At 64.5% G+C, this 12,801-nt stretch carries 13 protein-coding genes; 7 read left to right on the top strand and 6 right to left on the bottom strand.

Features of this window, described 5'->3' with window-relative positions:
- The first annotated feature begins 104 nt into the window (after positions 1 to 104).
- Together tal and KSS93_RS12025 are read left to right on the top strand one after the other, a co-directional pair.
- Positions 105 to 1,031 carry a transaldolase gene (gene tal, locus KSS93_RS12030; RefSeq protein WP_217888444.1) on the top strand — a complete coding sequence of 309 codons (927 nt, stop codon included), beginning with the start codon at positions 105 to 107 and terminating at the stop codon, positions 1,029 to 1,031.
- 307 nt (positions 1,032 to 1,338) lie between these two features.
- Positions 1,339 to 3,243: an alkaline phosphatase D family protein gene (locus KSS93_RS12025; RefSeq protein WP_217888443.1), complete on the top strand. Its 1,905-nt coding sequence runs from the start codon at positions 1,339 to 1,341 to the stop codon at positions 3,241 to 3,243.
- A gap of 180 nt (positions 3,244 to 3,423) precedes the next feature.
- Here the strand turns inward: KSS93_RS12025 and rssC are convergent, their stop codons facing one another.
- Positions 3,424 to 3,906, bottom strand: a complete 483-nt coding sequence (gene rssC / locus KSS93_RS12020) for an anti-sigma factor antagonist RssC (protein WP_217842583.1) — start codon at positions 3,904 to 3,906, stop codon at positions 3,424 to 3,426.
- Positions 3,903 to 5,087: a two-component system response regulator RssB gene (rssB, locus tag KSS93_RS12015; protein WP_217888442.1), complete on the bottom strand. Its 1,185-nt coding sequence runs from the start codon at positions 5,085 to 5,087 to the stop codon at positions 3,903 to 3,905. The genes rssC and rssB overlap by 4 nt, the downstream gene beginning before the upstream one ends.
- 270 nt (positions 5,088 to 5,357) lie before the next feature.
- Between rssB and KSS93_RS12010 the strand changes: the two genes are divergently transcribed.
- The gene (locus KSS93_RS12010; protein ID WP_217888441.1) at positions 5,358 to 5,651 is read left to right on the top strand and encodes a PilZ domain-containing protein; all 294 of its coding nucleotides are present in this window, start codon (positions 5,358 to 5,360) and stop codon (positions 5,649 to 5,651) included.
- A gap of 188 nt (positions 5,652 to 5,839) precedes the next feature.
- Here the strand turns inward: KSS93_RS12010 and KSS93_RS12005 are convergent, their stop codons facing one another.
- Positions 5,840 to 6,547 (bottom strand): MlaA family lipoprotein, encoded by a 708-nt coding sequence (locus tag KSS93_RS12005; protein WP_217888440.1) that lies wholly within the window; start codon positions 6,545 to 6,547, stop codon positions 5,840 to 5,842.
- 190 nt (positions 6,548 to 6,737) lie between these two features.
- Here KSS93_RS12005 and pcrP point away from each other — a divergent pair, with 190 nt between their 5' ends.
- Entirely contained in the window at positions 6,738 to 7,301 is a 564-nt protein-coding gene (gene pcrP / locus KSS93_RS12000) for an HAD superfamily inactivated hydrolase PcrP (RefSeq protein WP_217888439.1), read from the top strand.
- A 123-nt stretch (positions 7,302 to 7,424) separates the two neighbouring features.
- A complete protein-coding gene (locus KSS93_RS11995; RefSeq protein WP_027919578.1) occupies positions 7,425 to 7,688 on the top strand; it encodes a DUF4404 family protein in 264 nt (87 codons plus the stop codon).
- A 135-nt stretch (positions 7,689 to 7,823) separates the two neighbouring features.
- On the opposite strand, the gene queF is transcribed toward KSS93_RS11995, so the two are convergent.
- Together queF and KSS93_RS11985 are read right to left on the bottom strand one after the other, a co-directional pair.
- Complete coding sequence (queF, locus tag KSS93_RS11990; RefSeq protein WP_217888438.1) at positions 7,824 to 8,654, bottom strand: NADPH-dependent 7-cyano-7-deazaguanine reductase QueF; 831 nt, start codon at positions 8,652 to 8,654, stop codon at positions 7,824 to 7,826.
- A gap of 68 nt (positions 8,655 to 8,722) precedes the next feature.
- Positions 8,723 to 9,220 (bottom strand): cupredoxin domain-containing protein, encoded by a 498-nt coding sequence (locus KSS93_RS11985; protein WP_217888437.1) that lies wholly within the window; start codon positions 9,218 to 9,220, stop codon positions 8,723 to 8,725.
- A gap of 171 nt (positions 9,221 to 9,391) precedes the next feature.
- Between KSS93_RS11985 and KSS93_RS11980 the strand changes: the two genes are divergently transcribed.
- Positions 9,392 to 10,072, top strand: coding sequence for a heavy metal response regulator transcription factor (locus KSS93_RS11980; RefSeq protein ID WP_217888436.1), 681 nt, complete (start codon positions 9,392 to 9,394; stop codon positions 10,070 to 10,072).
- Positions 10,069 to 11,412, top strand: coding sequence for a heavy metal sensor histidine kinase (locus tag KSS93_RS11975; RefSeq protein ID WP_217888718.1), 1,344 nt, complete (start codon positions 10,069 to 10,071; stop codon positions 11,410 to 11,412). The genes KSS93_RS11980 and KSS93_RS11975 overlap by 4 nt, the downstream gene beginning before the upstream one ends.
- 86 nt (positions 11,413 to 11,498) lie before the next feature.
- Here the strand turns inward: KSS93_RS11975 and KSS93_RS11970 are convergent, their stop codons facing one another.
- Complete coding sequence (locus KSS93_RS11970) at positions 11,499 to 12,743, bottom strand: lipoprotein-releasing ABC transporter permease subunit (RefSeq protein ID WP_217888435.1); 1,245 nt, start codon at positions 12,741 to 12,743, stop codon at positions 11,499 to 11,501.
- Positions 12,744 to 12,801 lie beyond the last annotated feature (58 nt).

Raw genomic sequence — 12,801 nt, 5'->3', positions numbered from 1 at the left:
GCTGCTCCTACAGGGGGCGGGTTGTTTGCGGGGGCCTTGGCGGGCCTTGAGTGGCCGCCGGGGCTCGGGTAATGTCGAGTCATTGCACAGGACAGAGCACGCCCATGACTTCCAAGCTGGAACAACTCAAGCAGTTCACAACCGTGGTCGCCGACACCGGCGACCTGGACGCCATCACCCGGCTCAAGCCGGTGGACGCCACCACCAACCCGTCGCTGCTGCTCAAGGCTGCCGCCATCCCCGGCTACGCCGACCTGCTCAAACAGGTTAAAAGCGACGCCAAGGGCAATGTGGACCTGGCCTGCGACAAGTTCGCGGTGGCCGTGGGCGCGGGCATTCTCAAGGTGATCCCGGGGCGTATCTCTACCGAGGTGGACGCGCGGCTGTCGTTCGATGAGCCGGCGCTGCTGAAAAAGGCCCGCCAGCTGATCGAGCTGTACGAAGCAGCCGGCATCGGGCGTGATCGCGTGCTGATCAAGCTGGCCTCCACCTGGGAAGGCATCCGCGCCGCCGAGAAGCTGGAAAAAGAAGGCATCCAGACCAACCTCACCCTGCTGTTCTCCTTCGCCCAGGCCCAGGCTTGCGCCGATGCCGGTGTATTCTTGATTTCGCCGTTCGTGGGTCGCATCTACGACTGGTACAAGAAGAGCACCGGCAAGGAATACACAGGCGCCGAAGACCCGGGCGTGCAGTCGGTTACGCGCATTTACGACTACTACAAGGCCAACGGCTACAACACCGTGGTGATGGGCGCGAGCTTTCGCAACATCGGCCAGATCGAACAGCTGGCCGGCTGTGACCGCCTGACCATCAGCCCGGAGCTGCTGCAGCAGCTTTCCGACGACCAGGGCGAGCTGCCGCGCATCCTCAAACCGGGCAATGCCGGCGAGGCCAAGCAGGTGCTGAACGAGAGCCAGTTCCGCTGGGGCATGAACGAAGATGCCATGGGCACCGAGAAGCTGGCCGAGGGCATTCGCCAGTTCGCCCGCGACCAGGAGAAGCTCGAAAAGCTGATGGCCGACAAAGCCTGATACATATTCGCCTTGATCGACGGGTGGGGAATGCCGAGCATTCTCCGCCCGTTTTTCGTTGGGGTGGATGGAGAATCGCCATCTGAACTGGGCCCTGTGGGAGCGGCTTCAGCCGCGAAGCAGGCAACGCGGTGGATGGCACCGGCTTCGCCGGTGTTCGCGGCTAAAGCCGCTCCCACAGGGGCCGCATAACGCTCAGGCCCGCGCCGTACCTGTAGGAGCCGGCTTGCCGGCGATGAGGCCGGCACAGGCAAGACATTCACTCCTTCTCGACCCTACTTACCCCATCATGTTTTCACCTAAATAAATGACCCCTGCCGCCCCACTCCCCCTCGTCCTTGCCGGCCCCGCACTGCGCCGCCTGGAGCCCCAACGCCTGGCCATCTGGCTGGTGGGCTCGCAACCCTTGCAGCCCGAGTTCCACCTCGACTGCCCGGGCATCACCCCCAGCCTGCACTGCCACACCTTGCCCGTGGGCGAGCACGCCTACATTCACCTGCTGGAAATCCGCTTCGACCACCCGCTGCCGTTCGATACAGCACTGGCCTACGACCTGCGCCTGGCCAACGGCCAGGGCATCGCCGACTGGGCGCCGCACCTGCTGTACCCGGGCGCCAGCCGGCCGAGCTTCGTGCTGCGCGAACGCATGGACCACCTGCTGCACGGCTCCTGCCGCAAGCCCCATCACCCGGTGGCCGACGGCCTGCTATGCGCCGACCGCTTGCTGGCCGCAGGCCCGGCGCCGACCGAGCGCCCGGCGGTGCTGCTGATGACCGGCGACCAGGTGTACGCCGACGATGTCGCCGGCCCCCTGCTGCGGGCCATCCATATGCTGATCGAGCGCCTGGGGCTGTTCGACGAGGCGCTGGACGGCGCCCTGGTGGCCAACGGCGCCGAGCTGTACCGGCACCCGGCCTGCTACTACCACCGCGCCGACCTGCTGCCGGCGCAGCAGGGCAACGAAACCCTGCGCGAGCGCTTCTTCGGCGGCAAGCGCAAGCCGATCTTCTCGTCCAGCAATGCCGACAACCACCTGGTGACCTTCGCCGAGGTGATGGCCATGTACCTGCTGGTGTGGGCGCCGCAGCCGTGGGCGCTGGTGGATATGGCGATGCCCGAAGGCTTGGCCGAGCAGCATCAGGCGCGTTACCAGCACGAGCTGCCGCTGATCGAGGGGTTTCGCGACGGGCTTGGCCAGGTGGCGCGGGCCATGGCCCACCTGCCCTGCCTGATGATCTTCGACGACCACGACATCACCGATGACTGGAACCTGTCGGCGCAGTGGGAGCAGACGGCCTATGGGCACCCGTTTTCGCGGCGGATCATTGGTAATGCGCTGCTGGGGTATTTGCTGTGCCAGGGGTGGGGGAATGATCCGCAGGGGTGCGCCGCACTGGTTGCCGGATGCCAGGAGCACTTTGCCGGCCTGTCGCGGCGCAAGGCCGCTCCCACGCAGGCGACGAGTGATGAGCATGGCCAGGATGAGCTGATTGGCGAGTTGCTGCGTTTTCAGGGTTGGCAGTACGAGCTGCCCAGCAACCCGCCCCTGCAGGTGCTGGACACCCGCACCCGGCGCTGGCGCAGCGAAAGCAACCTGGGCAAGCCTTCGGGGTTGCTGGACTGGGAGGCGCTGTGCGAGCTGCAGCAGGCGCTGCTCGACCACCCTTCGGCGATCATCGTGTCGCCGGCGCCGATCTTCGGGGTCAAGCTGATCGAGACCGTGCAGCGGGTGTTCAGCGCCCTGGGCTACCCGCTGCTGGTGGACGCCGAAAACTGGATGGCCCATCGCGGCGCTGCGCAGGTGGTGCTGAACATCTTCCGCCATTCGCGCACGCCGGGGCATTACGTGGTGCTATCGGGGGATGTGCACTACTCGTTCGTCTACGAGGTATTGATTCGCCACCGCCAGCACAGCCCGCACCTGTGGCAGGTGACCAGCAGCGGCATCAAGAACGAATTCCCGCGGCGCCTGCTGGATGTGCTCGACCGGCTCAACCGCTGGCTGTATTCGCCGCGCTCGCCACTGAACTGGTTTACCCAGCGCCGGCAGATGGAGGTGGTGCCAAGGGTGCCCAGCCATCGCAAGGCGGGGGAGCGGCTGTGGAACAGTGCGGGGTTGGGGCAGGTGTTCTTCGATGAACAGGGGCGGCCGGCGCAGGTGTTTCAGCTCAATGCCAATGGGGCGCCGGCGACGGAGTTCGTGCAGCACTGAGGCCATCGCAGGGCAAACTCGATCGCATCAGCTTCAGGCCTGCGCGATACCTGTTGCAGATCACCCAGCCCTTCGGGCTGCGCTGTCACGCAGAGAACTGGTCTCGCAGAGACCGTGTTAAATCAACGAGTTGTGATTTGTTCCATAGGAGCCGGCAAGCCGGCTCCTACATGGGCCCGGTCAGGAACGCTCTAGCGCGCTCACCAGGTCATGGAACGCCTCGCGGTTGGAGTCGTTCAGGCCCATCAGGATCTTGTGCGCCTCCAGCACCTTGGAGCGCACCACGTCCTCGTTCTGGTCCTGGGACGGCAGATCGGTCAGGCACTCCGGGCACGGCACCGGGCGGTCGACGATGTTGAACACCTGGTCGAAGCCCATGGACTGCAACAGGCGCGAAATGTCGGGGTTGGTGGTGACCACGGTCGGCAGTAGCCCGACCTTCTGCCGGGACAAAATCGACAGCTTGGCCAACAGGCCCAGCGTGGTGCTGTCGATGCTCTCGGTTTCGGTCAGGTCGATGACGATGGCCGAGAAGTTCAGCGCGGTGAAAATCTTCTCGATCGTCGCATCCAGCGCCGAACACAGGGTCAGGCGCACTTCACCGACAAATTTCAGAACGAAGGTGCCGCTCTGTTCGGCGAACTGGATTCTACCAGTAGTCATTCAAGGTTCCTGCTTAACACCAATAGGGCGATATCATCCGGCATCTCCCCAAGCGTAGCCAATCCGAAACGTTGGCGCAGCCCCTCCAGGCTGCCCCCCGCGGCCTTGACGATTTCCGGCAAGGACGCTTCCTTATCTTTGAGTGTGGGCCCCGGCAAAAGGTCCAGAATACCGTCAGACATCAGGGTCAGGCTGAACTGCGGCGGCAGTTCCAGCACCTGGTCCTGGTAGCTGGCTTCATCGAACAGCCCCACCGGCAGGCCACGGCCTTCGAGGTAGCGCACGTTGCCCGGGGTGTACAGCACCGGCAGCGGCAAGTGGCCGCCTACGCTGTAGGTGAGCAGGCCGGTGTCCTCGTCGATGACGCCACCGACCATGGTCACATGCTTGCCCAGCTTGCAGTTGATCAGCCCGCGGTTGATGTGGCTGAGCACTTCCGAGGGCTTGAAATCGCGCATCTTGCCGCTGCGCTTGAATTCGAACAGCAGCCGCGTGGTCATGAACTTGAGCAGCACGGTAACGAACGCCGACGACGCGCCATGGCCGGACACATCCGCCAGGTAGAAGGCAATGCGCCGCTCGTCGACGCGAAAATAATCGGCAAAGTCGCCAGACAAATACAGCGACGGGATGATCTGGTGCTCGAAACGGTATTCGCCCACCGTACGCGGGCTTTCCGGGAGCATGTTCATCTGCACCTGGCGCCCGGCGTTCTGGTCTTCCTGCAGCAGGTGCAGGCTGGCTTCGAGTTCGCGGTTGGCGGCTTCGAGCTTGTCGCGGTAGCGCTGGTTCTCGAGCACCAGGCGCGAACGGTCCAGCGCACGGCGTACCGAGTGCTCCAGCACGGCGAGGTCTTCCAGCGGCTTGATCAGGTAGTCGGCAGCGCCCAGGCGCAAGGCCTCGACCGCATCGCTCATGACCCCGGCACCAGATACCACGATCACCGGCAACTGCGGCGCGCGCTCACTGATGCGGCGGATGAGTTCGAGGCCGCCCATCTGCGGCATGCGCAGATCGCAGATCACGAGGTCGGGCTGGTGTTCTTCGAAGACCTGGAGCCCCTGCTGGCCGTTGCCGGCCTGGAGGACGCTGAAGCCGCTGTCTTCCAGATAGGCGGCGAGGCTGGCACGGACCACGTCGTCGTCATCGATGATCAGCAGCGTTGCACTGGTTTTCTGCATGTGGGCGAACGGCGCCAGATTTGGTTGGCGTAGCAGCTGTGGGCGCACCGACAGACGGCTACTGGAATGCTCTCTAGCCACTCTCTATTTGAGTTGTAGGACAAGAAGACTGGTCCGGCAAATAGGGAGGTGCCCTGTAAGGCGCTGACGGTACTCCCATCCGCCTGGCGTTTCAAGCGCAGGAAGGTAGACTTTCCAGCACTTTGACAGGGCAAATCGCACAGCGTTATAAGAAAGCCGTCCAGTGCAACCAGAATGAAGGATGCCGGCATGTCCCAGCGTGATTACAGCGAGAAACGCGATTTCATCCGCATGCGCGTCGACACCGAAGTGACCCTGCTGCACGAGGGCCAGGTGATCGCCGCCACCTGCATCGACCTGTCCAGCAGCGGCATGCAGGTAGAGGCGCCGCAGCGCTTTCAGGTGGGTGATCATCTGGATGTGCGCATCGATTCGGAGCTGGCCGCGCTCAAGGGCCTGCAGGCCAGTACCGAAGTGGTGTGGATCGCCGACCAGCCGGGGGGCGCGCAGAAGTTCGGGCTGCGCATACTGGCCATGCATTGAGGGTACCCGAGGCCAAGCCATGCTGGGGACTGTAGGAGCGGCCTCGTGCCGCGAAAGGGCTGCAAAGCAGCCCCAGCATTTTGCATGATGCCGAGATCCCGGGGCTGCTGCGCAGCCCTTTCGCGGCACGAGGCCGCTCCTACAGGGGTGGAGTTACCTGTAGGAGCCAGCTTGCCGGCGATGGTGGCTTAGAAGTCGTCCTCGACCTCGCCATCCTTGACCTTGAACTCGCGGTTCTGCAGGTAGGCGTTACGGATGAAGATGTACTTGTCGCCCTGCATCAGCTTCTCGGCCGAGAGCAGGCTGGCACGGGTGTCGACCGCATCCACGGCGAAGATCGTATTACGGGTCGGCACGTGGTCGATGTAGCGGTAGGGTTCGGTGTAGGTGTCCGGGTACTTGGCCAGGCCGTCACGCACGGTGCTTGGGCCAAGCAGCGGAATCACCACGTACGGGCCGCTGGGCACGCCCCAGTAGCCGAGAGTCTGGCCGAAGTCTTCGTCGTTGCGCTGCAGGCCCATCTTGGTGCCCACGTCGAAGAAGCCGCCCAGCCCGAAGGTGGTGTTGACGATCAAACGCGCGGTGTCGATGCCTGCCGCACGTGGTTTGAGCTGCAGCACGTTGTTGGCCAGATTGGTGACATCACCCAGGTTGCGGAAGATGTTGTGGATGCCATCTTCGAGAAATTGCGGGGTGACCGCCTGGTAGCCCTGGGCCAGTGGCTTGAAGGCGTAGGTGTCCAGGGTGTCGTTGAACCTGAAGATCGGGCGGTTGACCGTCTCCCAGGGGTCGTCCTCGGTGGCGGCCTGGGTAGCTGCCACGGGCGCCAGCAACAGGCTGGCGCAGACACAGGCCTGGGTGATTCGCTCGATCACGCCGGCACCGATCCTACGCATAGATGTTTCTCCATCGGAATTCAGGTCTGCAGCCGCCCGTGGGCGCTGCGGGTCAAAGGGCCAGTATAATGGCTTGTTCGCTGTTTAATAGCTTCACACACTTTTGCTCAACATTTTGTGAACAACTGTTGCGGGTCATCTGCCGGTAACAAAGCCTGGCTAGCCTGTGGTGTATTTCAGGGAAGTGACCATGCACGATGCACCCGCCCCCACCGCTGTGCTGTTCGGCTTGCGCGGCTGCCTGGTCCAGGCCGCGGACGGCACGCCCCTGCCCGCCCCCGGCGCCCTCGAATCCCTCGCCAGCCTGCGCGCCCGCCAGGTGCCCTGCATCTGGCTCGACAACCTGAGCCCGGCCCAGGGCCGGCAACTCACCCAGGTACTGCCTGACTGGCTGCCCGGCCAGCCGGCCAACGGTTGCAAATGGCCGGCGCCGAACGCCTGCTGGCAGGCCCTGATGGCGCTGCAAAGCGCGCGGGTGGAAGGCTGCGTGCTGGTCAGCGGCGAGCCGCTGCTGCTGCAGTCGGGCCTGAACGCCGGGCTGTGGACGGTGGGCCTGGCGGCTTGCAGCCCGTCCTGCGACCTCAGCTCCAGCCAGTGGCAGGCAATGACCGCCCAGGAGCAGGAACTGGCCCGGGGCAAGGCCACGGTCGAGCTGTTCAACCTGGGCGTGCATTCGGTGATCGACCACCTGGAGTCGCTCGACACCTGCCTTGCCGACATCGCCCTGCGCCGGCACAAGGGCGAAAAACCCTGACACATCGGCGTTGACGGGGGTCATGCAAAGCAGCCACAGGTGGATTACGCTACAAGGCAGGTACGAACCTTTGCCGCTTCGCTGAGGTCCATGCCTTGCCAAGCCATTGATGGAGTACGAACAATGCCTGCCCGCGAACTGCAAGAACGCCTGAACAGCCTGCGCGAGCAACTGGACCGCAACGTGCCGCTATCGGACGAGGAGCTGGCCGCGCTCCACGAAGAAGCCCGGCAGATCGAGGCACAGCTCAAGCTCGAGGAAGCCACACCGGACAACAACGTGGTGGATGGCGTGAACCTGGCCATCGAACGCTTCGAAGCCGACCACCCCGACCTCACCGCCACCCTGCGCAGCATCGCCAACTCGCTGCATAGCATGGGTATCTGACGACCCGCCCTCCCCTGTAGGAACCGGCTTGCCGGTGATTGGGCCTGGCCTGCAAACCCAGGGTTTGCATCAGGGCCACCGGCGCCATCGCCGGCAAGCCGGCTCCTACAGGGTGCGGCGTTCCTGGCTTTTTTCTTACTGGCGCACCAACCGCACATTCTGCGGGCTGACCGGCCCGGTGCTGCGGTACGGGTTTATGTCCAGCCCGCCGCGGCGCACATAGCGCGCATACACAGTCAGGTGCTCCGGCTGCAGCAGCGTCTTCAAGTCCAGGTAAATGCGCTCCACGCACTGTTCGTGGAAGTCGGCATGCTGGCGGAAGCTGATCAGGTAAGTCAGCAGGCTGGCGTGGTCCAGCGCTTTGCCCTTGTATTCCACCACCACACTGCCCCAGTCCGGCTGGCCGGTCACCGGGCAGTTGGATTTGAGCAGGTGGCTGTGCACGGTTTCTTCAACTACGCGGTCCGCCGCGCAGCGCAGCAACTCGGGCTGCGGTTGCTCGTAGTTGCTGATGCTCACATCCAGCGCATCGATGCACAGGCCCGGCAAGGCGGTTACGCCCTGGGCTTCAACTTCTGCAAGAGTGCTGACCTTGACCGCGACCGGCTTGCCGGCAGCGGCAGACAAGTCCTTGACCAGGCATGCCTGCAACGCCTCGATCGACTCGAACACGGTCTGGTTCAGCGAGTTGAGGTACAGCTTGAACGACTTCGACTCGATGATGTTCGGCGAATCGCAAGGGATGGCGAACTCACCGATGGCCACCACCGGCTTGCCCGAAGGCAGCAGCCACGACAGCTCGAAGCAGTTCCAGAAGTCCACGCCCTGCCAAGGCAGCGCATCGCCGCTGACGCCCAGCTCGGCCCACTTGGCCAGGCGCGGGATGGGGAACAGTTGCTCGGGGGAGTAGGTGGCGACGTATTCGCTGGACTTGCCCAGCGGGGAATGTTCGGCGGCGGGATGCATGGAAACTGACCTAGAGGTTCGAAATTGCCCCTAGTCTACCGGTTTTGCACCCCGCCTTGGAGCGCAACTCACTCGATGGTCAGCGGCCCGACCATGCCGGCCTGGTAGTGCCCGGGCACGTTGCAGGCGAACTCGATGGGGGCAGACTTGCTGAAGGTCCAGGTCAGTTCGGCACGCTGGCCGGGCTGCACCAGTACGGTGTTGCCAGCGCTGTGGCCATGGCCATCACCATGGCCCATCTGGCCGTGGTCCATGCCTTCGTGGTTCATGCCCGCAGTGAACAGCTTGCCTTGCATGGCGACCATCTCTTTCTGGTGCTCGGCATGCATGGCCTTGTCGCCCAGGTTGAATTCGTGGGGCAACTGGCCCTGGTTGATCAGCACGAAGCGTACCGTCTCACCGGCCTTTACCTGCAGGCTTTTCGGTTCGAAGGCGATGTCCTTGAGCAGCACCTCGACGGTGCGGGTGGCCTTGCTGGCCGGCGCCGGCTCGCCGAAGGCAAAGCTGCCTGCCAGGGTCGGCAGGCTGACCAACGCGAGGGCGGCGGTGAGGAACAGGTGTTTCATGGGGTGGCTCCGGAGCGTGCGGGGAATGCTGCCATTTTCAGAAAGCCCGGCTGGCAGCTGGCTGACAGGCAGATTACAACTTTGTCAGCTTGGCCAGGCAGCGGGATCGTCACGTATCATTTCGCCAACACCCCCCGCTGCCGCTCAAGGCTTTGAAACAGTGAACCGCCCATGAAACTCTTGATCGTCGAAGACCAGGCCAAGACCGGCCAGTATCTGGCCCAGGGCCTGAGCGAAGCAGGCTTTACCACGGAACTGGCCGCCGACGGCGAAACCGGCCAGTTCCTGGCCCTTACCGGCGACCACGACCTGCTGATCCTCGATGTGATGCTGCCGGGGCGCAACGGCTGGCAGATCCTGCAGGCGGTGCGCGACGCCGGGCTGGGCACGCCTGTGCTGTTCCTCACCGCCCGCGATGCGGTCGAGGACCGTGTGCACGGCCTGGAGCTGGGCGCCGACGACTACTTGGTCAAACCCTTCGCCTTCTCCGAGCTTCTGGCGCGAGTGCGCACCCTGTTGCGTCGTGGCGCCAGCGCCAGCCAGGACAATACCCTGACCCTGGCCGACCTGCGCCTGGACCTTATCCGCCGCCGCGCCGAACGGGCCGGCGCACGCATCGACCTGACCGCCAAGGAGTTCGCCCTGCTCGAACTGCTGCTGCGCCGCCAGGGCGAGGTGCTGCCCAAGTCGCTGATCGCCTCGCAGGTGTGGGACATGAACTTCGACAGCGACACCAACGTGATCGAGGTGGCCATCCGGCGCCTGCGCCTGAAAATCGACGATGCGCACCCGCTCAAACTCATCCATACCGTGCGCGGCATGGGCTACGTGCTCGAAGAGCGCGCCGACTGATGCGCCGCCTGTCACTGGGTGCACGCCTGGCGCTGCTGTTCGCCGCCTGCACCGCCAGCGTGTCGCTGGGGGCCGGCCTACTGTTCAGCCGCGCCAGCGCGCAGCACTTCGTCGAACTCGACCAGCAACTGCTCAGCGGGCGCCTGTCACTGATGCGCAGCCTGCTGGACGGCGCCACCAGCGCACAATTACTGCAAACGCGCCTGCCGGCAGTGCTCAACGAACTGAGCCATCAGTCCGACCTGGCCCTGCGCGTACGCGGCGGCGATGGCACACTTTGGTTCGAAAGCCGCACCGGCCTGCCCGACGACCCGCGCCGCCCGGGCATGGCCACCGTGCACGCCAGCAATACCGACTACCGCAGCCTGACCACCGCGCTGGCCGACATCCCGCCCGGCGCGCCGCAGCTGACCCTGTTTCTCGACATCACCCACCACCAGCACTTCCTGCAGGGCATGCAACGGCTGATCTGGCTCACCGTCGGGCTGTCGGCCCTGGCCACCGCGCTGTTGGGCGCCTGGGCCGCGCGCCGCGGGCTCAAGCCGTTGCGCCAGATGGGCAAGGTGGCCGCCAGCGTCAACGCACGCTCGCTGACCACCCGCGTGCCGGTGGAACAGATGCCCGAAGAGCTGGCCGAGCTGGCTGGCACGGTCAACGCCATGCTGCAGCGCCTTGACGATGCCTTCCAGCGCCTGTCGGCGTTCAGCGCCGACATCGCCCACGAGCTGCGTACGCCGCTGTCCAACCTGCTGACCCACACCCAGGTCACCCTCACCCGCCCGCGCAGCCTAGAGGAGTACCGCGAGGCACTGCACGGCAATCTGGAGGAGTTGCAATGGATGGCCCAACTGGTCAACGACATGCTCTACCTGGCCAAGGCCGACCACGGCCTGCTGATGCCCAGCCGCCAGCCACTGGCGCTGGAGGCCGAGGTCGATGCCTTGCTGGAGTACTACGCACCATTGGCCGAAGAGGCCGGCGTGCAGTTGCTGCGCGAGGGTGCGGCGGGCTTCGAGGGTGACCGGCACATGCTGCGCCGGGCGTTGTCGAACCTGCTGGACAACGCCCTGCGCTTTACCCCGGCTGGGGGCGAAATACGCGTGACTTTAAGTGAAGGGCCAAGCATCAGCGTGGCCAACACCGGCCCGGCCATCCAGCCTGAGCAACTGGAGCGGCTGTTCGACCGCTTCTACCGGGCCGACCCGGCGCGCCAGGAGGGCAGCAGCGAGCATGCAGGGTTAGGGCTGGCGATCACCCGCTCGATCGTGCAGGCCCATGGCGGGCGCATTCGGGCGCAGTGTTCGCAAGGGTGGACGCGGTTCGAGATCGAGCTGGCCTGAAAGCATCGCGGGGCAAGCCCGCTCCCACGCCATTGCATTCACCCAGACGTGGGAGCGGGCTTGCCCCGCGATGGTGCTACAGCGCCTTACTCGTAACGCAAGGCCATCGCCGGCTCCACCTGGGAAGCGCGGTATGCAGGGTAGATGGTCGCCAGGAAGCTCATCACCAGCCCCGCCGTGCAGATCAGCGCCACATCCCCCCATTGCAGCTCCGACGGCAGGCTGCTGATGAAGTAGATGTCGGAAGTGAAGATATGCTGGCCACTGACCCGCTCCAGCCAGCCGACCACCGCACTTACGTTGATCGCCAGAATCACCCCAAGCACGCCGCCGATCAACGTACCGACGATGCCGATCAGGCTGCCCTGGACCATGAACGTGCCCATGATCTGCGAAGGCGTGGCGCCGATGGTGCGCAGAATGGCGATGTCCGGGCCCTTGTCGTTCACCACCATCACCAGAGTGGCGATGATGTTGAACGCCGCCACCGCGATGATCATCATCAGCAACAGGCCGATCATGGTCTTCTCCATCTTCATGGCGCTGAACAGGCTGCCCTGGGTGTGCGACCAGTCATCGGCGCGGTAACCCTGGCCGAGCCCGGCGGCAATCGCCTTGGACACCTGCGGTGCTGCGTACAGGTCGTGCAGCTTAAGGCGCACACCCTGCACCTGGCCCGGGGCCCAGCGCTGCATTTCGGCGGCGTCGGCGATGTGAATATAGGCCTGGGAGCCATCCAGCTCGGCGCCCACCTTGAAAATGCCAGCCACGGTCAGGCGCTGCATGCGCGGGGTGATACCACCTGGCTCGTTGCTCACCTCAGGCACGATCAAGGTCAGCTTGTCGCCGGTATTCAGGCGAAAACGCCGTGCGGTCAGCTCGCCGATCACCACGCCGTATTCACCCGGCACCAGGTCCTGCAAGCTGCCCTGGACGATGTGCTGGGTAACGATGGAGACCTTACCCTCTTCGGCCGGGTCGATGCCGGCCACCTGAATCGGCTGCATCGCCCCGCGGTACGAGAGCATGCCTTCCATTTCAGTGATGGGCGCTGCGGCCATCACTGCCGGGTTGCCTTCGGCGGCGGCGGCCACTTTGCGCCAGTCATCCAGCGGCTGCTCGCCGAGGATCGCGGCATGGGGCACCAGGCCCAGCACCCGCGAGCTCATCTCGCGCTGGAAGCCGTTCATCACCGACAACACCGTGATCATCGCCAGCACGCCAAGGGACAGGCCGATCATCGAGGTCATCGAAATGAACGAGATGAAGTGGTTGCGGCGCTTGGCACGGGTGTAGCGAGCACCGATGAACAAGGGCAAGGGTCTGAACATGAACTGGAACACCCAATGAAATAGTGGATCGGGGCGCTTCAGAGCACCCCGCTCAAGC

The sequence above is a fragment of the Pseudomonas xanthosomatis genome (genome assembly GCF_019139835.1).
Taxonomy (GTDB): domain Bacteria; phylum Pseudomonadota; class Gammaproteobacteria; order Pseudomonadales; family Pseudomonadaceae; genus Aquipseudomonas; species Aquipseudomonas fakonensis.
This window is presented reverse-complemented; position numbering and strand designations above follow the sequence as displayed.